The sequence below is a fragment of the Stenotrophomonas sp. OVS01A genome (assembly GCF_019969775.1).
In the GTDB taxonomy this organism is placed as follows: domain Bacteria; phylum Pseudomonadota; class Gammaproteobacteria; order Xanthomonadales; family Xanthomonadaceae; genus Stenotrophomonas; species Stenotrophomonas indicatrix.
This window is the reverse complement of record NZ_JAHXYV010000002.1, coordinates 23006-41317: the sequence shown is the minus strand read 5'-3', so window position 1 is coordinate 41317 and position 18312 is coordinate 23006. Positions and strand designations below refer to the sequence as shown.

The following is an 18312-nucleotide window of genomic DNA, read 5'->3' as shown; positions in this document are numbered from 1 at the left end:
ATACATGGCATTTCTTGACCAGCATCCCGGCCTCGGCTATCCCGCCGCGGCCGGCCTGGGACTGCTTCTGGGCAGCTTCCTGAACGTCGTCATCCTGCGCCTGCCCAAGCGGTTGGAGTGGCAGTGGAAGCGCGATGCGCGCGAGGTTCTGGAGGAGCCGGACTTCTACGAGCCGCCCCCGCCGGGCATCGTGGTGGAGCCTTCGCACTGCCCGCACTGCAAGCACAAGCTGGCCTGGTACGAGAACATCCCGCTGTTCAGCTGGATGATCCAAGGCGGCAAGTGCCGCCACTGCAAGGCGCCCATCTCCATCCAGTACCCGCTGGTGGAGGCCCTGACCGCGGTGATGGTGCTGGCCTGTGTGTGGCAGTTCGGCTTCGGCTGGCAGGGCTTCGGTGCGATCGTGCTGACCTGCTTCCTGATCGCCCTGTCCGGCATCGACCTGCGCACCCAGCTGCTACCGGATCAATTGACCCTGCCGCTGATGTGGCTGGGGTTGATCGGCAGCATCGACAACCTGTACATGCCCGCCAAACCGGCCCTGCTCGGCGCCCTGCTTGGCTACCTGTCGCTGTGGTCGGTGTGGTGGCTGTTCAAGCAGCTGACCGGCAAGGAAGGCATGGGCCACGGCGACTTCAAGCTGCTGGCCGCACTGGGCGCCTGGTGCGGGATGAAGGGCATCCTGCCGATCATCCTGATGTCCTCGGTGCTGGGCGCCCTCATCGGCTCGATCTGGCTGTACAGCCGTGGCCGTGACCGGGCAACACCGATCCCGTTCGGCCCCTACCTGGCCTTGGCTGGCTGGCTGTTCTTCATGTGGGGCGAGCCCCTGCTGAACCAGTATCTGGTGATGAGCGGGCTGCGCTGAGGGGAGTCCCCATGAGCCAGTATGTGGTGGGCCTGACCGGTGGCATCGCCTCAGGCAAGAGTGAGGTAACCCGGCGCTTCGAGGCGCTGGGGATTGTCGTGGCCGACGCCGACCTGGCCGCACGTGCGGTGGTGGCGGTGGGCAGCCCTGCCCTCGCCCTGATTGCCGAGCGCTTCGGTGCAGACATGCTGCTCGCCGACGGCGCCCTGGACCGGGCGCGCCTGCGTGCCCACATCTTTGCCGACCCGGCCGAGCGGACGGCGCTGGAAGCGATCACCCACCCGGCCATCCGCCGGCTGATGCAGCAGCAGTGCGAGCAGGCCGCCAGCCCCTATGCGCTGGCGGCGATCCCGCTGCTGACCGAAGTGGGCGGTCGCCAGGCCTATCCGTGGCTGGACCGGGTGCTGCTGGTGGATGCCCCCGAGGCGGTACAGCACGCCCGGCTGATGCAGCGCGACGGCATCGACGCCGCGCTGGCCGACCAGATGATCGCCGCCCAGGCCACCCGCGCGCAGCGCCTCGCGCTGGCTGATGATGTGGTCGTCAATGATGGCCATCCGGATGACCTGCAGGCGCAGGTCGAGCGGTTGCATGCGCGGTATCTGGTGTTGGCGGCAGGGTAATCCTGCAGGTCTATCGGCACCGCGCGAACGCGCATCCACGCATGGCGTGGATCTACTCCAGCTGCTGGCGGGCGTAGCGGGCCAGTTCGCGGGCGGCCAGCAACAGACCTTCCACTACATCCGGCGGCAGTTGCTGGCCCGCGCTGCCCTGCACGCGTGCCGCTTCGGCGGCGTGCAGCATCTGGATCAGCGCATTGAGGCCGGCCAGGGTACGGCTGAGGCTGGCCAGGGTTACCGCCTGCGACGGACTGAGACCGGTGCCCTTCCGGGTCTGGCCATCGGCGTTGTCGCGGCCATCCATGCGTGCCATCAGCGCGGGCAGCAGGTCGCTGGGTTCGGCCAGTACGTCTTCGATGCGTTCGGCGATGTCGGCCGGCAACTGATCGGCGGATTCGCCAACCAGGCGGCGCAGGTTCGGATAGGTAGTGCGTGCAGACATGGCAATGCTCCTCGCAGACGGCAAGGCCACCCGCGGATGCGGGGTGGCGGACGGTGCGGGTTGGCGTACCGGATCACAACAATCAACAAAACACTCCGGCGGACTCTTCAAAGTCCCCACGCACCGCCCGCCGAAGCAAGGGCATCGCGATGCATTTTCCATGACGGCCTTCGGCGCATCAGAGGTTTGTTGATTGTTGGGTTGATTTCAGGACGCCAATCCCGGCCGGGGCGATGACCCCGACCGTGCCATCTCGCCAGCTGCATGCATTGCGGTCATGAGGCGAAAACGCCATGCGGGCCAACCGTCTGCGGAACCGTGCGGTGTGACACGCGCAGGGCGCGGAATGCATCACGCAGGTGTCGTGCTGGACCAGAAACGCCGCGCCTTCGCGGAAGCTGCATTGGCGTTGCATGCGACATTTCGCGCCGAGTGGGAGATTTTGGCGACGAATGGATTCGTGCCGACCAAGGTCGGCACCCACCAAAACAGCAGCCAGAATGGGTTACAGCGGCTTCGGCGAGAACGTCAGCGTTGCGATCACGCCACGGGCGCCGCCCGGCCGCACGCTTACCTGCCAGCCGTACAGATCGCACAGGCGACTGACGATCGACAGGCCGATACCGCCACCCTGCGAGTGGCCGGCATGGGTACCGCGGTAGCCGCGCTGGAACAGCTTGGCGGCATCTTCCTCGCTCAGGCCTGGCCCGCTGTCGGTCACCGACACAGCGTTGGTGCCCACATGTACGCGCACCTCGCCATCCTGCGAGTACTTCACCGCATTGCCGATCAGGTTGCCCAGCGCCACCGACAGCGCCGCTTCGGGGGCATCGATGACCAGATCGCGTTCACCATCCAGGTGCAGCTCCAGCGGTTTGCCACCCAACTGAGCGCGGTGCGCGTCCAGCAGCTGTTCGGCCACCCGGGCCACATTGCTGCTGCCCTGCCCGCGTTCGTTGCGCGACAGCAGCAGCAGCGCGCCGATCAGATCGCTGCACTGCTGCTCGGCACGCTGGATGCGCTGCAGGCGCTGCAGCACCTTTTCGTCCAGGCCGGGGCGGGTCAGCAGAAGCTCGGTGGCGCCACGGATCACCGCCAACGGCGTGCGCAGCTCGTGGCTGACATCGGCATTGAACTCACGGTCGCGCTGCACCACTTCGGTCAGCCGCGAGGAATAGTCATCCAACGCCTGTGCCAACTGGCCCACTTCGTCATCCGGGAAGCGCGGCGCCAACGGCTCGGGCTCACTGGTACCGCCACGGTACGCACGCAGGCGCGCGGCCAGATCCGAGACCGGCTTCATCACCTTGGAGGCCGACCACCAGCCCAGCACCAGCGACAGCAGGCTGAATACCAGCACCGACAGGAACAGCGCGCGGTTAAGCTGCTGCCCACCGCGGACGCTGTCGGTCATGTCGTAGGCCAGGAACGCCCAGGCATCGGGAGTCTTGCGCACGGCCAGCTTGTAGGAATAGCGCTCGCCGCGCTCGTCCACACCGCCCATGTTGTACAGGCCGTCCTTGAACTCGTACCAGTCCGGCTCCTCCTCGCGCAGGGCTTCGAACTTGTCCGGCTTGATCAGGCGCGCGCGCATCTGCTGCACCGGCAGGTCGGGGTTGCGGTCCGGGCTTTCGTAATAACGCCGCACGTACTCGCTGATGTTGCGGTTCATCACGTCTTCCACCAGCTGGTTTTCCACCCGCATGCGGGCCCAGTTGGTGGCGAACGCGAACAGTGTCGTCAGGCAGAAGCCCAACAACACGAACGAGACGATGATGCGGCTGCGCAGGCGCCGCCGATAAGGCGTGCGCCGGCGCTCCCCCTTGCTTGCCACAGAATCAGGCTTCCGGCGTAGCGATGCGGTATCCGATGCCATGGCGGGTCTGGATCATCGGCACTTCAAAGGGCTTGTCCACCACGGCGCGCAGGCCGTGGATGTGCACGCGCAGCGAATCGGAGTCCGGCAGCTCTTCGCCCCAGACACGGGTTTCCAGCTCCTGCCGGGTGACCACGGCCGGGGCCGCTTCCATCAGCGCCTGCAGGATCTTCAATGCGGTCGGGTTGAGCTGCAGCAGCTTGCCCTGGCGGCGCACTTCCAGCGTGTCCAGGTTGTATTCCAGGTCACCGGTTTCCAGCACGCGGGTCTGCACGCCCTTGCCGCGACGCGACAGGGCGTTCAGACGCACTTCCACTTCCTGCAGCGCGAACGGCTTGATCAGGTAGTCGTCAGCACCGGAATCGAAGCCGGCCAGCTTGTTGTCCAGCGAATCGCGCGCGGTCAGCATCAGCACCGGGGTCTGCTTGCGCGCTTCATTGCGAAGCTTGCGGCAGACTTCGATGCCGTCCATGCCTGGCAGGTTGAGGTCCAGGACAATCGCGTCGAACTCGTGCACGACAGCCAGATGCAACCCGGTCACTCCGTCGGCAGCGAAGTCCACGGTGTGGCCCCGGTCCTCCAGGTAGTCGCCCAGATTGGCCGCAATGTCGCTGTTGTCTTCGATTACCAGGATTCTCACTGTCACCTCTAATTGACGAATTTACCGACGCGCTGGGCCTGGCCCATGTCGCGCTGTGCCTTGTCCTTCTGCCGAGCACGCTCGGCGACGGTCATGCATTGCGTGGACGACATGTTGGAACCAATGGTCTTCTCACGTCGGCATATTAGACGACTATCTTCACGCGCCTGTGTCAAAACGGTGTTCACGACCTGCTGATCGTTGAAGACCTCAGTTCGTACCGATTCAGGCATCGCGTCCTTGGTCGGGTACTGCTCGGCGGCGGCACGGATGCGAACCAGGGTCTCGCGGACCTTGCCGCGCTCTTCCTGACGCAGCTCGGAATAGGTTTCGCCATCGTTGAGCTCGATCTCGATGCGCTCTACCTGCTGCAGCAGCGGCTTGCCCGGCAGGAATACCTCTTCGGCACTCTTGGCCCCTGCCGAGGCAGCGACCAGGGCCAACGCCGAAACCAGAACCGCTGATATCACTGGATGCTTCATGACAAACGAATCCCTGTCTGAGGTGAACGCCGACTGTATGCGGATGCCCGCTCTGCCAGCAAGTGCTGGCCGGCAGGGTGCAGGCGGCCTTAAAGCTTGGAGTCCGGGTTCAAGTTGCTGTAGGTGCGCTGGTCGTTGAGCAGGGCCTTGCCCTTCTCTTCGATGCGGCGCCGTTCGGCCACGGTCATGCAACGGCTCTTGGGCATGTTGCTGCCCGTGGTGCGCTGGTACGAGCAGATCTGGCGGCTGTCGTCGTGGGCGCGCGTCAGGATGCTGTTGACCCGCTCCTGATCGTTGAAGACGTCGTTCTGCACCTGCGGCGGCAGCTCCTGGACGGTCTGCCGGTCGCCCATCCGCTGGGTGATCCGCGCCAGTGCCTGCTGGACCTGACTGCGGTCCTCGGCGGAGATTTCGTTGTAGTCGCCCTGCTGCAGGGCTTTTTCGACCTGGCGGACCTGCTCGGCCACCGGGGTCTGGCGGTCCATCTGCACAGCCGCCTTTTCCGGCTTGGCCAGTGCAACGCCAGGCAGGCACAGCAACAGCACGATCACCGTGGTGCGGTACATCGCCAACCTCCCGATCCTTCGGAACGAAGGCCCAACTCTACGAGTGTCCCCACCTGCCCACAAGGGCCCCTTGGCAGGGGGACACAGGGCATAAAAAAGACCCAGGCGGTGCACCCGCCTGGGCCTGAAGTTGTATCCCGATACCGATCCTGCTGAGAGGCAGAGCTGCGGTTCGTTGAAGGCTACGCCCGGGGCGATTAAAGCAGTGTTAAACCCGCCAACCCCGCCTGAATTTAATTTCAAGCCGCTGAAATATCAGGATTTTTTGATCTTCTCGACGTGTTCGATGATGCGTGCGGCCACATCCACCCCGCAGGCGGCCTCGATCCCTTCCAAGCCCGGGGTGGAGTTCACCTCCAGCACCAGCGGGCCGCGCTCGGAGCGGATCAGGTCCACCCCGCAGACGCCCAGCCCCAGCGCCTTGGCCGAACGCACCGCCACCTGCTGCTCGGCCCGGCTGGCCTTGGACGCCACCGCCGTACCGCCGGCATGCAGGTTCGAGCGGAAATCCCCCTCCGGCGCCTGGCGCTGCATCGACGCCACCACCTGGTCGCCGACCACGAAGCAACGCAGGTCGGCGCCCTTGGCCTCGCCGATGAACTCCTGCATCAGGAAGTTGGCATACAGGCCACGCAGGGCTTCGACGATGCCGCGCGAGGCGCTGGCCTTCTCGGTGAGGATCACGCCACGGCCCTGGGTGCCTTCATTGAGCTTCACCACATGCGGCGGTGGGCCGAGCATGGACAACAGGTCGACGGTGTCATCCGGGTTGTCACCGAAGACGGTGACCGGCATGTCGATGCCCTTGGCCGCCAGCAACTGGTGCGCCCGCAGCTTGTCGCGCGAGCGCAGGATCGCGTCGGACGGATTGGGCGTGCGTGCGCCCATCAGTTCGAACTGGCGCAGCACGGCGGTGCCGTAGCGGGTGACCGAAGCGCCGATGCGTGGGATGACCGCGTCCACGCCGGTCATCGGCCTGCCCTTGTAGTGCATGGAAAAGCCGTCCGCGGCGATGCGCATGTAGCAGCGCAGCGGATCCAGGATGCGCACGGTATGGCCGCGCGCGCGCGCGGCCTCGACCAGCCGACGGGTGGAGTACAGCCGGGTGTTGCGGGACAGGATGGCGAGCTTCATCGCAGTGGGATCGGTCGGCAGGCGCGAAGCATAGCGTGGCAGCGTTGCGTCTGGATGATGTTGCCTGGCCCGCGCACAGCCGCGCTGCCCAGCTCACTCCGTGCCTGGCAACACCGGCGGACAGGTGCGTGCCGCTTCGCCCAGCGCGGCGATGCAGGCCATCTGGATGGCCGACCCACTGAAGGCGTCCTGATAGATCTGCCCGATCAACCGCGCCGCCTCCGGGCCACCGGCACGCCCGAGTGCTCGAACCGCTTCGACCTGTTTGGCCGAGCCGATGCCGGCCGAAAGAAAGATCCTGTGCAGCCGTGTGACAACGTCATCCCTGCTTTCCACGCGCATGTTTCCACTTGAAAGGAGTCTGGACGCTACCGCGCACTGCCTGCACGGGGAATGCGGATTGTTGGAAACGAACGCCCCGCGCTCGGCCTGAATCAGGCCCGACAGAATCTAGCCGATGCGAACGAAGCGGGCCCATCTGAATCGCTCGCCCAAGCGACTTTTGAGTGTGCGAGGTCAGGAGGGCGCTCCAGCCAGCTCGACGCCGTAGGGCGCCGTAGGGCAATGCCGCGACAGCACTTGGCCATTCCCCTGCCCAGCATCTTGCACGCATGGAAAGGCCACCGTTCACCTTCGCCGACTGGAATTACCTGCAATAGACGGGGAGTTACCTGACTTCAAACGACGCGATCATTGTTGATAACCTCGGACGCAGGGGATCCATCAGCAAAGGAGATGCATGATGCCTGTTACGCAACGTGGGAGATTGGCTTGTATCGTCGCAGGGCTGGCACTTTCTGTAGCACTCGCCGCCAATGCAAGCACGCAACAAACACAGCCTCAGCAGCAACAGCGACTTCCCTCTGTGGCGGAAAGCATGTCGATTTTCCGACAGCTGGAGCCTGAACTGCAGCGTTTTGTGGATCAGCAGACGCGGCTACCGGGCCAAGAAGAGCATGTACTTGTCCGGATCACTCCTGAGCCGTCTACAGGCATAGTCTGGATTGATCTGGATTCAGGCTATTTGCCTAAAGGGGCGACGGAGCTGAGTGAGAGTTTCGGCGAAAAGATCGGCGAGATCGAGGCGGAGCATTACGAGTACCTCTCCGGAACTGTCGGATTCAAGTACGTTATTGCACGAATCGGAGGCAAAACGATCAATGAAATCCTTCCCCCAGAGCGTCCAAGGTTGTGACCTGCCCTCCGGATTACCGCTGCAGCCAGAGTTGCCGCCAGTGCATAACTCCAAACAGTACGGCAGGTGCGCTGTACGGCAGGTGCGCTGAGTGTAGTTGCCAACAAGGTCACCTGAAGTTGAGGCAGGCCACTCATCTTTCCACGTGATTCGCTACACCCGCCCGAAGACCCGCACGAACCTGCCGAACGAGCAGCGAAGACTCACAACTCGCGGCCGATCGCGAATGAAGCGAGTCTTCCCTTGACGGGCACGCATCGCGCTGAGGATTCGATAAGACCCGCGAGGCGGCGGACATTCACGAGGCGCAGGCCCAGCCGAGCATCCATCAGTCACCACGACCGGAATCCACGCGCGAAAGAAAAGAGAGTCCAAAACCACTTCGGCGCAGTGAATTGCGAAGCGCTTCGGTTATTGCGGAGCGCCTCGATCTGGCGCAAACCGCTGGAAGACATGGAGCGGGCGAAGGGAATCGAACCCTCGTCAGTAGCTTGGGAAGCTACAGCTCTACCATTGAGCTACGCCCGCGTTGCCCGACAAGTCTATGCGGGGCACGTGTTCAAACGCAACGGGCAGGCCCTTGCAGCCTGCCCGTGGCGGTGACGGCAGGCCCGCAGGCCTGCCGTCGTTTGCATCAGAAGCTGCCGCTGAAGCTGGCAAACAGCGTCGCGTCCTGCGCACGCTTCTGCAGGGTGGTGGCGCTCAGGCCGATGTTGCTCTGCAGGCCGAACAGCTCCATGCGCGCGCCCAGGATGGCGGTTGCATAGTTCTTGTCGAAGTCCATGCCCGGCACGCGGTACATGCCGACGTCCGGCAGGCTCTGCACCCAGGCGCTGGCCTGCTTGGTGTCTTCGAACTCGTGGTCGTAGGTCACCTGCACGTACGGCTTGACGGTGCCGCCATCGAAGCGGGCCTGCCAACCGATACGGCCGACGGTGGAATCGACATCCTGCTTGCCGTAACCCAGCGCGGTGGCCAGGGTGCCGGCATCGGCGCTTTCGGTGTAACCGTCGATCTTGACCTGCTGCCAGATCACCGAGGCGATCGGGCCGTGGCGGAAGCCACCTTCGGTGCCGAACTCGTAACCGGCGTTCAGGGCGGCGGTCAGATTGCTGCCGTCCGGCGAGCCACCGTGTTCGCGGGTGGCCGGGCCGAGCTGGACCTTGCGGTTCACGTCATAGGACAGCCAGGTGTAGCTGACCTGGCCATTGACCCAGATGCGGTCGCCGTACCAGCCGGCGAACAGACCGGCCGTGGTGTCCTTCTGGGTGAAGTCGCCACGGCTGTTGCCGAAGTCGGCATTCAGGCGGCCAAAGCCGGCGAAGCCGCCGAAGACCATGCCGTCACGTGCCCAGTCGACACCGAACAGGCCGGCCGGGGCCAGGCCGTCGTACAGATCGGCGTGGTCGTAGCGCTGCATGTCACCGCGCACGCCGCCCCACCAGGACATGCCGTCGGCCGGACGGCCGGCCTGGTGCAGGCTGACCTGGTCGGCGCGCGAACGGCCGATGGTCTGCGCCGAGTGGCTCAGCACCTGCTGCAGGCGCGGGCCTTCCAGGATCGAGATGGCGTACTGGCCCAGCATCTGGTGCGCGGCCGTGGTCGGGTGCACGTCATCGGCGAACAGGTAGGTACTTGCCGCGTCCGGGCGCACATAGGCCAAGGGGCTGCAGGTCAGCGACGACTGCACGGTGCAGGCCCGGCCTGTGACGTTGCTGAAGCCGTACATGCCCGGGCTGGCGATGATTTCGCGCAGCAGCGTGTAGGTGTCCAGCGGAATGAAATCGATGCCGGCCTGCTTGAGACCGCCATAAAGCGCGCTGTTGTAGGCGTTGGACAGCGCCGTCCCCTGCACGCGCGCGGCAGCGCCGCGATCGATGAAGCCCGGAGTGGAGCCGATATCGGGCAGGTTCGGAACCAGCACGTACTCGGCACCGGCCTGCTTCAGGCTGGCCACGATACCGATCTGGTCAGTGACCGCCGAGCCGATGACTGCCGGCGCCTGGGCCGGGTTGGTAATCTGGAACAGGTCGTTTGCGCCACCCCAGACGGTGTACAGCGCGCGCGGATCCGCCTTGCCAGCGTTGGCGGCCAGGTAGTTGGCGGTCTGCGTCTTCAACGACGGCACCAGCACGTTGCCCAGCTGCGGGTTGCGGAAGTCGGTGCCGACCCGGGCACCGCCGACAGCGTAGTTGTCGCCGGTCTGGCCGTTGCCGTTCGGGCTGGCGTTGGTGCCGTAGTAATCGGCCACCCACTGTGCCCACTCCCAACCGGGGTTGGTGGTGGACTGGCCGGTGACCGGACGCACGTCGGCCGGCAGCAGCGGACGGAAGTAGCCGCTGTCGGTCAGGCTGTCACCGATGAACACGGTGCGGGTGAACGGGGATTCGCCTGCCATGGCCGGCAGCGCGGCCAGCGCGATCGCGGCCGCCATGAGGGAGCGGATCGGGCGTTTGCTGAGCAGCATGTAAAAACTCCTGTGGGGATATCGTTTGAGGATCCGACGCACGTACGCCGGCGCACGGTGAATGGTTTCACTGCGCCGCCAATTGCTCACGCTGCGCCGCCGCATGGATTGTCGCCCGAGCCAGGCCTGGCGAGCTTTGCCGGTGCGGGCGTAGCGCACAACTTGCAACGGTTCCGATGCGAACCGGCGATCAGCGACAATGGCCCCATGAACATCCAGCTCAATGGCGAACCCCGCACCCTGCCCGCTTCGGCGACCCTCCTGGACCTGCTTGCGGCCGAGCAGTTGCTGCAACGCCGGGTGGCGGTGGAGGTGAACGGCGAGATCGTCAGCCGCAGCCGTCATGCCGAGCATGTGCTGGACGAGGGCGATGTGGTGGAGATCGTGCATGCCCTCGGCGGCGGCTGAGGCATCCCGCGCTCCGCGCTCGCCGGGCATGGCCCGGCGCTACCCTGCGAATCCGTTCCGGTAGCGCCGGGCCATGCCCGGCGGCGTCGAAGTGACGACCCCATCTTCGGGCGGATAAGCGATAATCGCGTCATGAACGCTCATGTCTCCCCCGATTCGCTGGTGATCGCCGGCAAGACCTACAGCTCGCGGCTGCTTACCGGCACCGGCAAGTTCAAGGATCTGGAAGAAACCCGCCTGGCCACCGAGGCCGCGGGCGCCCGGATCGTCACCGTGGCCATCCGCCGCACCAACATCGGCCAGAACCCGGGCGAACCGAACCTGCTCGACGTGCTGCCGCCGGACCGTTACACCATCCTGCCCAACACCGCCGGCTGCTACACCGCCGAGGATGCCGTGCGCACCTGCCGCCTGGCCCGCGAACTGCTGGACGGCCACAACCTGACCAAGCTGGAAGTACTGGGCGACCAGAAGTCGCTGTACCCGGACGTGGTGCAGACCCTCAAGGCCGCCGAGCAGTTGGTCAAGGACGGTTTCGAGGTGATGGTCTATACCTCCGACGACCCGATCCTGGCCAAGCGCCTGGAAGAGATCGGCTGCGCTGCGGTGATGCCGCTGGCCGCGCCGATCGGCTCGGGCCTGGGCATCCAGAACAAGTACAACCTGCTGCAGATCATCGAAGACGCCAAGGTGCCGATCATCGTCGACGCCGGCGTGGGCACCGCGTCGGATGCGGCGATCGCGATGGAGCTGGGCTGCGACGGCGTGCTGATGAACACAGCCATCGCCGGCGCGCGCAACCCGGTGTTGATGGCCAGCGCCATGCGCAAGGCCGTGGAAGCCGGCCGCGAGGCGTTCCTGGCCGGCCGCATTCCGCGCAAGCGCTATGCCAGTGCGTCCTCGCCGATCGATGGGTTGATCGGCTGATGACCAATCCATTCGACAGCGCCGGTTCGAAGGCACCGCCCAAGCCGTTCACGGTCAACGAAGGCCGCCGTGAAGTGCGCAGCTTCGTGCTGCGCCAGGGCCGTTTCACCCCGGCCCAGCAGCGCGCGTTCGACGAGCGCTGGCCGCGTTTCGGCCTGGATTTCAGCGGTGAACCGCGTGATCTGGATGCCACCTTCGGCCGCGATGCGCACAAGGTGCTGGAAATCGGCTTCGGCAACGGCGCCGCGCTGCGCTTCGCCGCGCAGCAGGACCCCAGCCGCGACTACATCGGCCTGGAAGTGCACGCGCCCGGCGTGGGCCGCCTGCTGAACGCGCTGGCCGACGACAACGCCGACCACGTGCGCCTGTACCACCACGACGCGGTGGAAGTGCTGGAAAAGGAAATCGCCGATGGCGCGCTGGACGAAGTGCGCATCTACTTCCCCGACCCGTGGCACAAGAAGCGCCACAACAAGCGTCGCCTGATCCAGCCGGGCTTTGCCGAGCTGCTGGTGCGCAAGCTGCGCCCCGGTGGCCGCCTGCACTGTGCCACCGACTGGGAGGATTACGCCGAGCAGATGTGGGACGTGCTCGATGCCACCCCCGGCCTGGTCAACCGTGCCGGTCCGCGTGGCAGCGTGCCGCGCCCGGACTGGCGCCCGCAGACCCACTTCGAGACCCGCGGCCAGAAGCTCGGCCATGGCGTCTGGGACCTGTTGTACGACCGCACCTGATGAACGCCTGAGGACGCCGCGCCCCACATGGATACCGCGCTGACGCTGACCACTGACATGAAGCTCGTGCTCGGGCTGGTCGGCTTCACAATGGCGATGTTCCTGTTCGAGCGCATCCGCGCCGACGTGGTCGCGCTGGTGGTGCTGGTGGTGCTGGGCGTGACCGGCCTGATCGCGCCGGAGGAGATCTTCGGCGGCTTCTCCGGCAACGCGGTGATGAGCATCATCGCCACCACCATCCTCGGCGCGGGCCTGGACCGCACCGGTGCCTTGAACCGGCTCGCGGCCTGGCTGCTGCGGCGCGGCCATGGCGTGGAGCAGCGGCTGCTGATGATGACCACGGCCATCGCTGGCCTGAACTCGTCCTTCATGCAGAATCCATCGGTGATGGCGTTGTACCTGCCGGTCGCCTCGCGTCTGGCCGCGCGCACCGGGCTGACCATGCAGCGCCTGCTGCTGCCGATCTCGGCGGCGATCGTGATGGGTGGCGCGCTGACCATGGTCGGCAACTCGCCGCTGATCCTGCTGAACGATCTGCTGGCATCGGCCAACAACAACCTGCCCTCCGGCCTGGCCACCATCGAGCCGCTGCGCATGTTCGCGCCGCTGCCGATCGGCATCGCCCTGCTGATCGCCTCGCTGCTGTATTTCCGCTACTACGGCGACCGCAAGCTGGTGGAAGAGGAAAGCCTGGTCAACGACGGCACCACGCCAGCCCGCACCGAAAGCTACTTCGCCAAGACCTACGGCATCGAAGGCGACGTGTTCGAGCTGGTGGTCACCGCCGAGAGCCCGCTGGTCGGCATGACCCTGGGCGAGGCCGAGAACCTGCATGACGCGCCGCTGCTGCTGGCACTGAAGACCGGCAATGACACCCGCCTGGCACCGCCGGCGGAAATGCGCATCTGGGTGGGCAGCGTGCTCGGCGCGATGGGACCGCGCCAGCAGATCCACGATTTCGCGCAGAACCAGTTCCTGCGCATGTCCTCGCGCCTGAAACACCTTGGCGATCTGTTCAATCCCAGCCGCGCTGGCATTTCCGAGGCGGTGGTGCCGCCGACCTCCGGCGTCATCGGCAAGACTGCAGGCGAGCTGCGCCTGCGCAAGGAACGCGGCATCAGCCTGCTGGCGATCAACCGCGACAAGCAGGTGATCCGCGAGGATGTGCGCGATGTGCAGCTGCGCGCCGGCGACATGCTGGTCTTCCACAGCATCTGGACGGACCTCGCGCAGGCCGCCAAGAGCCGCGACTTCGTGGTGGTCACCGATTACCCCACCGGCGAGCAGCGCCCGCACAAGTTCAAGATCGCCATGGCGATCTTCGCCCTGACCATCCTGATCGCGCTGACCAGCAAACTGCCGGTCGCGCTGACGCTGATGACCGGTGTGGCCGGGATGCTGTTGACCGGCGTGCTGCGCATGGACGAGGCCTATGCCTCGATCAACTGGAAGACGGTGTTCATGATGGCCGGGCTGATTCCGCTCGGCTGGGCGATGGATTCCAGCGGCGCGGCGGCATGGGTGGCCGGCCATACCATCGACAAGCTGCCCACCGGAATTCCGATCTGGGTGCTGGAACTGGCGCTGGCGCTGCTGACCACGGTGTTCTCGCTGGTGATCAGCCATGTGGGCGCGACCATCGTGATGGTGCCGATCGCGGTGAACCTGGCGCTGGCGGCCGGCGGCAATCCCACGGCGTTCGCGCTGATCGTGGCGCTGTCGGCGTCCAACAACCTGATGACGGCGTCGAACCCGGTGATTTCGATGATCACCGGCCCGGCCAACTACACCCCACGCGAGATGTGGCGGGTCGGCGGCCCGCTGTCACTGATCTACACCTGCGTGGTGGTGGTGATGATCAACCTGATGTTCTGAAGGTTGGGTTTGTTGGCAGGGCTGCGCCCTGCACCCGCAGAGGCAACGACAACGGCACGGCAACGGCAATGGCAACAGCCTGCATTCCTTGGGATGGCGGGGTGGGTCCGGTTGCGGGGGACGCTGCAAGTACATCCATGTAAGCTCGGTCGCCGCATCCATGCGGCTCACGCCCCCGCAACCGGCCCCACCCCGCCTTCGACAGATTTCCGCGCGCTGTGGAAACGGCGTTCTGTGCTGCTGTTGGTAGGCGTCGACCTTAGTCGGCACGGTAGATCCACGCCATGCGTGGATGGATTCCTGGATGTTTCGCTGATGTGGTGGGTTCTGAACTTGGTGGGTTCTAAACTCGGTGGGTGCGGACCGTTGGTCCGCACACCGATGCCTCAGGCCAGGTAGACCTGTCCATCCCGCACATCCACCGCCACTGCGCGCAGGCGGTCGCCCTTGCAGGGGCCGGCGATGCAGTCGCCACTGTCCAGCGCGAACGAGGCGCCGTGGGCGGCGCAGACCAGATGGCCTTCGCGGCTCTTCAGGAACTGGCCGGGCGCCCAATCCAGGCGGCGGCCCGCGTGCGGGCAGATGTTCAGGAACGCGCGCACCTGTTCACCGTCGCGGTACAGCAGCAGCGACTCGGCATCGCCATCGACCACCGCTTCAACCTCGGCAAACGCACCATCGGCAATGGCATCCAGGGTGATCAGGGCAACAGCGGCAGTCATGGCGAAGGCTCGGACGGAATCGCGCATTGTCGCACGCCTGGTCATGTGACTAGCTGCGACATGAACACAAGTCATTGATCCGTAATAAGCCAAGGCTATATTTAACGAGTTTTTCACTCAATGACAGTGGCACCTGCCGATACTCATGGCTCGCTGATTTCCAGCCTATCGAGCCACCATGTTCAATCGCGATTTCGCCTTCAACCAGTTCCGCACCCTGTTTGCCCCGCGCAAGCCGCGCCATCCGCTGGTGCGCGTTGCCGTGGGCCTGCTCGGCCTGGCGATTCTGGCCGCGATGGTGTTCATCGGCGTATTCGTCGGTGCAGCCATGATCCTGGTGGGCCTGGCGTGGAAGCTGCTGGCTTCGCGCAAGCCCGGCCCGAGCCGCCCGGTCGACCCGAACGTGGTCGAGGGCGAGTACCACGTGGTGCGCAAGTCGGCGCTGCCGTCGTCGCGCTGATCGACGCTGCCCGCTGACGGCGGGCCTTGCTGCGTTCTAGACTGCGGGCACTCCCTTCCTGGATGCCTGCATGTCCGATGTCTCCGATGTGATCCCTGCTGCAGCCACGCCGCGTGTACCGGTGGTGGGTGGCGGCAGCTTTCCCGTGCACCGCATCTACTGCGTCGGCCGCAACTTCGCCGACCACGCGCGTGAGATGGGTGCTGCCGTGCCCGCAGCAGATGATCGCGGCCGCCCGATGTTCTTCACCAAGCCGGCCGACGCCATCGTGGTCGGCCACGACGATGTGATCCCCTACCCGCCTGCCACCAGCAACCTGCATCACGAGGTGGAACTGGTGGTGGCGATCGGCCGTGACGCGCCCACCGGCGTGCTGGCCGTGGCCGACGCCGAGGCCCTGGTCTATGGCTATGCCGTGGGCCTGGACCTGACCCGCCGCGACCTGCAGGCGGCCGCCAAGGAGAAGGGCCACCCGTGGGATTCGGCCAAGGGTTTCGATGCCTCTGCACCGATCAGCGAGATCGTGCACGCCGGTGAAGTCGGCGATCTGGCCGCGCTCAATCTGTCGCTGGAGATCAATGGCGAAGTCCGTCAGCAGTCCCTGCTCGACCAGATGATCTGGAACGTGCCGGAGATCCTGCACGAGCTGTCCAAGCTGTGGCAGCTGCGCGCCGGCGATCTGGTGTTCATGGGCACGCCGTCCGGCGTGGCCGCACTGAAGCCCGGCGACCGTTTCAGTGCACGCCTTGAGAACGTGGCCGAACGCCACGGCGTGATCGCCGGCTGACATCACCTGCGCTACCCTGCGCGCTGTCCCCCCTCGCCCTCAGGAGAAAAACAACAATGGGAATGCTCACCGAGTTCAAGGAATTCGCGATGCGCGGCAACGTCATCGACCTCGCCGTCGGCGTGGTGATTGGCGCTGCCTTCGGCAAGATCGTCACCGCGCTGGTGGAGAAGATCATCATGCCGCCGCTGGGCTACCTGATTGGCCGGGTGGATTTCTCGCACCTGGCGTGGACGCTGTCGCCGGCCAGCATCGGGCCTGATGGCAAGGAAATCCCGGCCGTGGTGATCGGCTACGGTGATTTCATCAACACGCTGATCCAGTTCGTGATCGTGGCGTTCGCCATCTTCCTGGTGATCAAGGTGATCAACCGCCTGTCGCGCAAGAAGGAAGCGGCACCGGCAGCGCCGGCCGAGGAAGTGGTGCTGCTGCGCGAAATCCGCGACAGCCTGAAGAAATAAGGTTGGTGGCGCCGGGCCATGCCCGGCGGAACGCCATCTTGCCGCTGCGCTCGCCGGGCATGCCCGGCGCTACCGCAGAGGCATGCGAAAGCCCCGCTCCGGCGGGGCTTTCGCTTTGCTGCATCTGGCGGAAAACAGCATCCGCGCCGGCCATGACCTCCCGCCCATGCGCGGCGCTGAACGACTGTTAAGCTCCAAGGCTTACACCCTTCCCGGAGCTGTCCATGCGTCGCCGCGTCCTTGCCATCGCATCCTCCCTCGCCCTGCTGGCCGCGCCGGCCTTCGCGGCGCCGCATGCCACCACCCTGCCGCCGGCTTCGCTGGCCACCGCCGCGCAGCTGCGCGACCAGGCGCTGGCCGATGACACCGGCTGGAAGGTGGTCGAATCGTTGACCACCGAGATCGGCCCTCGCATCGCCGGCAGCGAGGCCGACGCCCGTGCCGTGGCCTGGGCCGAAGCCAAGTTCAAGGCACTGGGTTTTGACAAGGTGTGGAAGGAACCGGTGACCTTCCCGAAATGGGAACGCCGCAGCGAGCACGCCGCCGTGACCGGCAGGAACCCGCAACCGCTGCAGATCACCGCGCTGGGCGGCAGCCCGGGCGGTACGGTCGAAGCCGAGGTAGTGCGGTTTGCCGATCTGGCCGCGCTGCAGGCCGCACCGGCGGGTTCGCTGAAGGGCAAGATCGCCTTCGTCGATTACCAGATGCTGCCGTTCCGCGATGGCCGCGACTATGGCCGTGGCGGCGCGATCCGCAGCAAGGGCCCGTCCGAGGCCATCCGCAAGGGCGCGATCGGTTTCCTGATGCGCTCGGCCGGTACCGATTCGCACCGCGTGCCGCACACCGGCATCACCCGCTTCGATGACGGCCTGACCCCGGTGCCGTCGGCGGCGCTGTCGGTGCCCGACGCCGACCAGCTGGCGCGCCTGCTTGCCCGTGGCGCAACCACGGTGAAGGTCGCACTGGACTGCGGTTGGGATGGCACGGCGACCTCGTACAACGTGATCGGTGAGATCACCGGCCGCACGCTGCCGAAGGAAGTGGTGGTGATCGGTGGACACCTGGACTCGTGGGACCTGGGCACCGGCGCGGTCGATGACGGCGCAGGCGTGGGCATCACCATGGCCGCCGGTCATCTGATCGGCCAGCTGAAGCAGGCGCCGAAGCGCACCATCCGCGTGGTCGCCTTCGCCAACGAAGAACAGGGCCTGTATGGCGGCAAGGCCTACGCCGAGGCGCACGCCAAGGACGTAGCCCTGCACCAGCTGGCCGCCGAGAGCGATTTCGGTGCTGGCCGCATCTACGCCTTCAACACCGGTTCGCCGAACCCGGAAGGCTCGCGCGAGGCAACCAGGCAGATTGCCGAGGTGATGAAGCCGCTGGGCATCGAGTACGCCGCCGACAAGGGTGGCCCGGGGCCGGATGTCGGTCCGCTGGCCGCCAAGGGTGGCGCATGGGCGTGGCTGGCGCAGGATGGCTCGGATTACTTCCACCTGCACCACACCGCCGACGACACCCTCGACAAGATCGATCCGAAGGCGCTGGCGCAGAACGTGGCGGCCTATACCGTGTTTGCCTACCTGGCGGCCGAGGCCGATGGCAACTTCGGTAGCGAAGCCAAGGCAACCACGCCGCCCAACGAGTGAGT

The 18312-nt window shown here is 65.6% G+C and carries 20 protein-coding genes and 1 tRNA gene; 11 read left to right on the top strand and 10 right to left on the bottom strand.

Going from position 1 to position 18312, the window contains the following annotated elements; genetic code table 11:
* Positions 1-4: 4 nt before the first annotated feature.
* Both LC407_RS09120 and coaE read left to right on the top strand, forming a co-directional pair.
* Positions 5-868 carry an A24 family peptidase gene (locus tag LC407_RS09120; protein WP_025874291.1) on the top strand — a complete coding sequence of 288 codons (864 nt, stop codon included), beginning with the start codon at positions 5-7 and terminating at the stop codon, positions 866-868.
* Between the two features lie 11 nt (positions 869-879).
* Positions 880-1491, top strand: coding sequence for a dephospho-CoA kinase (gene coaE, locus LC407_RS09115; RefSeq protein WP_223482702.1), 612 nt, complete (start codon positions 880-882; stop codon positions 1489-1491).
* Positions 1492-1543: 52 nt separating this feature from the next.
* Here coaE and LC407_RS09110 read toward each other — a convergent pair whose 3' ends face one another.
* The 7 genes from LC407_RS09110 to LC407_RS09080 form a co-directional block, all read right to left on the bottom strand.
* Complete coding sequence (locus tag LC407_RS09110; protein WP_025874288.1) at positions 1544-1930, bottom strand: hypothetical protein; 387 nt, start codon at positions 1928-1930, stop codon at positions 1544-1546.
* 505 nt (positions 1931-2435) lie between these two features.
* Positions 2436-3806: a HAMP domain-containing sensor histidine kinase gene (locus LC407_RS09105; protein WP_080150572.1), complete on the bottom strand. Its 1371-nt coding sequence runs from the start codon at positions 3804-3806 to the stop codon at positions 2436-2438.
* Positions 3769-4446: a response regulator transcription factor gene (locus LC407_RS09100; RefSeq protein ID WP_025874286.1), complete on the bottom strand. Its 678-nt coding sequence runs from the start codon at positions 4444-4446 to the stop codon at positions 3769-3771. Before LC407_RS09100 ends, LC407_RS09105 begins: the two co-directional genes overlap by 38 nt.
* An 8-nt stretch (positions 4447-4454) precedes the next feature.
* Positions 4455-4928 carry a hypothetical protein gene (locus tag LC407_RS09095; protein ID WP_025874285.1) on the bottom strand — a complete coding sequence of 158 codons (474 nt, stop codon included), beginning with the start codon at positions 4926-4928 and terminating at the stop codon, positions 4455-4457.
* A gap of 89 nt (positions 4929-5017) precedes the next feature.
* Entirely contained in the window at positions 5018-5494 is a 477-nt protein-coding gene (locus LC407_RS09090; protein ID WP_223482701.1) for a hypothetical protein, read from the bottom strand.
* A gap of 255 nt (positions 5495-5749) precedes the next feature.
* Positions 5750-6628, bottom strand: coding sequence for a 30S ribosomal protein S6--L-glutamate ligase (gene rimK / locus LC407_RS09085; protein WP_025874283.1), 879 nt, complete (start codon positions 6626-6628; stop codon positions 5750-5752).
* 93 nt (positions 6629-6721) lie between these two features.
* Positions 6722-6970, bottom strand: coding sequence for a hypothetical protein (locus LC407_RS09080; RefSeq protein ID WP_032951630.1), 249 nt, complete (start codon positions 6968-6970; stop codon positions 6722-6724).
* A 400-nt stretch (positions 6971-7370) separates the two neighbouring features.
* Here LC407_RS09080 and LC407_RS09075 point away from each other — a divergent pair, with 400 nt between their 5' ends.
* The gene (locus LC407_RS09075; RefSeq protein WP_080150640.1) at positions 7371-7823 is read left to right on the top strand and encodes a hypothetical protein; all 453 of its coding nucleotides are present in this window, start codon (positions 7371-7373) and stop codon (positions 7821-7823) included.
* Positions 7824-8277: 454 nt separating this feature from the next.
* Here LC407_RS09075 and LC407_RS09070 read toward each other — a convergent pair.
* Together LC407_RS09070 and LC407_RS09065 are read right to left on the bottom strand one after the other, a co-directional pair.
* Positions 8278-8351 (bottom strand) — tRNA-Gly (locus LC407_RS09070).
* Between the two features lie 106 nt (positions 8352-8457).
* Positions 8458-10290, bottom strand: coding sequence for an autotransporter domain-containing esterase (locus tag LC407_RS09065; RefSeq protein WP_059064916.1), 1833 nt, complete (start codon positions 10288-10290; stop codon positions 8458-8460).
* 207 nt (positions 10291-10497) lie between these two features.
* On the opposite strand from LC407_RS09065, the gene thiS reads away from it, so the two are divergent.
* The 4 genes from thiS (at position 10498) to LC407_RS09045 (ending at position 14234) form a co-directional block, all read left to right on the top strand.
* On the top strand, positions 10498-10698 hold the full coding sequence (thiS, locus tag LC407_RS09060; RefSeq protein ID WP_033832224.1) for a sulfur carrier protein ThiS: 201 nt from the start codon (positions 10498-10500) through the stop codon (positions 10696-10698).
* Between the two features lie 132 nt (positions 10699-10830).
* Complete coding sequence (locus LC407_RS09055; RefSeq protein WP_032975186.1) at positions 10831-11625, top strand: thiazole synthase; 795 nt, start codon at positions 10831-10833, stop codon at positions 11623-11625.
* Positions 11625-12359: a tRNA (guanosine(46)-N7)-methyltransferase TrmB gene (gene trmB, locus LC407_RS09050; protein WP_025874277.1), complete on the top strand. Its 735-nt coding sequence runs from the start codon at positions 11625-11627 to the stop codon at positions 12357-12359. The genes LC407_RS09055 and trmB overlap by 1 nt, the downstream gene beginning before the upstream one ends.
* Positions 12360-12386: 27 nt before the next feature.
* Positions 12387-14234 (top strand): SLC13 family permease, encoded by a 1848-nt coding sequence (locus tag LC407_RS09045; protein ID WP_025874276.1) that lies wholly within the window; start codon positions 12387-12389, stop codon positions 14232-14234.
* Positions 14235-14620: 386 nt separating this feature from the next.
* Here LC407_RS09045 and LC407_RS09040 read toward each other — a convergent pair whose 3' ends face one another.
* On the bottom strand, positions 14621-14956 hold the full coding sequence (locus LC407_RS09040) for a Rieske (2Fe-2S) protein (RefSeq protein WP_025874275.1): 336 nt from the start codon (positions 14954-14956) through the stop codon (positions 14621-14623).
* A 178-nt stretch (positions 14957-15134) separates the two neighbouring features.
* On the opposite strand from LC407_RS09040, the gene LC407_RS09035 reads away from it, so the two are divergent.
* The 4 genes from LC407_RS09035 (at position 15135) to LC407_RS09020 (ending at position 18310) form a co-directional block, all read left to right on the top strand.
* Positions 15135-15416, top strand: a complete 282-nt coding sequence (locus LC407_RS09035; RefSeq protein ID WP_025874274.1) for a hypothetical protein — start codon at positions 15135-15137, stop codon at positions 15414-15416.
* Positions 15417-15486: 70 nt separating this feature from the next.
* Complete coding sequence (locus LC407_RS09030) at positions 15487-16203, top strand: fumarylacetoacetate hydrolase family protein (RefSeq protein WP_025874273.1); 717 nt, start codon at positions 15487-15489, stop codon at positions 16201-16203.
* A 56-nt stretch (positions 16204-16259) separates the two neighbouring features.
* Entirely contained in the window at positions 16260-16664 is a 405-nt protein-coding gene (gene mscL, locus LC407_RS09025) for a large-conductance mechanosensitive channel protein MscL (RefSeq protein ID WP_033831860.1), read from the top strand.
* A gap of 224 nt (positions 16665-16888) precedes the next feature.
* Positions 16889-18310 (top strand): M28 family peptidase, encoded by a 1422-nt coding sequence (locus LC407_RS09020; RefSeq protein ID WP_093818771.1) that lies wholly within the window; start codon positions 16889-16891, stop codon positions 18308-18310.
* Positions 18311-18312 lie beyond the last annotated feature (2 nt).

Excerpts from the sequence above, each read along its gene's own strand:
- LC407_RS09030 (WP_025874273.1), top strand. The coding sequence starts at position 15,487 with ATGTCCGATGTCTCCGATGTGATCCCTGCTGCAGCCACGCCGCGTGTA.
- thiS (WP_033832224.1), top strand. The coding sequence starts at position 10,498 with ATGAACATCCAGCTCAATGGCGAACCCCGCACCCTGCCCGCTTCGGCG.
- coaE (WP_223482702.1), top strand. The coding sequence starts at position 880 with ATGAGCCAGTATGTGGTGGGCCTGACCGGTGGCATCGCCTCAGGCAAG.
- LC407_RS09095 (WP_025874285.1), bottom strand. The coding sequence starts at position 4,928 with ATGAAGCATCCAGTGATATCAGCGGTTCTGGTTTCGGCGTTGGCCCTG.
- LC407_RS09120 (WP_025874291.1), top strand. The coding sequence starts at position 5 with ATGGCATTTCTTGACCAGCATCCCGGCCTCGGCTATCCCGCCGCGGCC.
- LC407_RS09090 (WP_223482701.1), bottom strand. The coding sequence starts at position 5,494 with ATGTACCGCACCACGGTGATCGTGCTGTTGCTGTGCCTGCCTGGCGTT.
- rimK (WP_025874283.1), bottom strand. The coding sequence starts at position 6,628 with ATGAAGCTCGCCATCCTGTCCCGCAACACCCGGCTGTACTCCACCCGT.
- LC407_RS09040 (WP_025874275.1), bottom strand. The coding sequence starts at position 14,956 with ATGACTGCCGCTGTTGCCCTGATCACCCTGGATGCCATTGCCGATGGT.
- trmB (WP_025874277.1), top strand. The coding sequence starts at position 11,625 with ATGACCAATCCATTCGACAGCGCCGGTTCGAAGGCACCGCCCAAGCCG.
- LC407_RS09075 (WP_080150640.1), top strand. The coding sequence starts at position 7,371 with ATGCCTGTTACGCAACGTGGGAGATTGGCTTGTATCGTCGCAGGGCTG.
- LC407_RS09045 (WP_025874276.1), top strand. The coding sequence starts at position 12,387 with ATGGATACCGCGCTGACGCTGACCACTGACATGAAGCTCGTGCTCGGG.
- LC407_RS09065 (WP_059064916.1), bottom strand. The coding sequence starts at position 10,290 with ATGCTGCTCAGCAAACGCCCGATCCGCTCCCTCATGGCGGCCGCGATC.
- LC407_RS09035 (WP_025874274.1), top strand. The coding sequence starts at position 15,135 with ATGTTCAATCGCGATTTCGCCTTCAACCAGTTCCGCACCCTGTTTGCC.
- LC407_RS09080 (WP_032951630.1), bottom strand. The coding sequence starts at position 6,970 with ATGCGCGTGGAAAGCAGGGATGACGTTGTCACACGGCTGCACAGGATC.
- LC407_RS09020 (WP_093818771.1), top strand. The coding sequence starts at position 16,889 with ATGCGTCGCCGCGTCCTTGCCATCGCATCCTCCCTCGCCCTGCTGGCC.
- mscL (WP_033831860.1), top strand. The coding sequence starts at position 16,260 with ATGGGAATGCTCACCGAGTTCAAGGAATTCGCGATGCGCGGCAACGTC.
- LC407_RS09110 (WP_025874288.1), bottom strand. The coding sequence starts at position 1,930 with ATGTCTGCACGCACTACCTATCCGAACCTGCGCCGCCTGGTTGGCGAA.
- LC407_RS09055 (WP_032975186.1), top strand. The coding sequence starts at position 10,831 with ATGAACGCTCATGTCTCCCCCGATTCGCTGGTGATCGCCGGCAAGACC.
- LC407_RS09105 (WP_080150572.1), bottom strand. The coding sequence starts at position 3,806 with ATGGCATCGGATACCGCATCGCTACGCCGGAAGCCTGATTCTGTGGCA.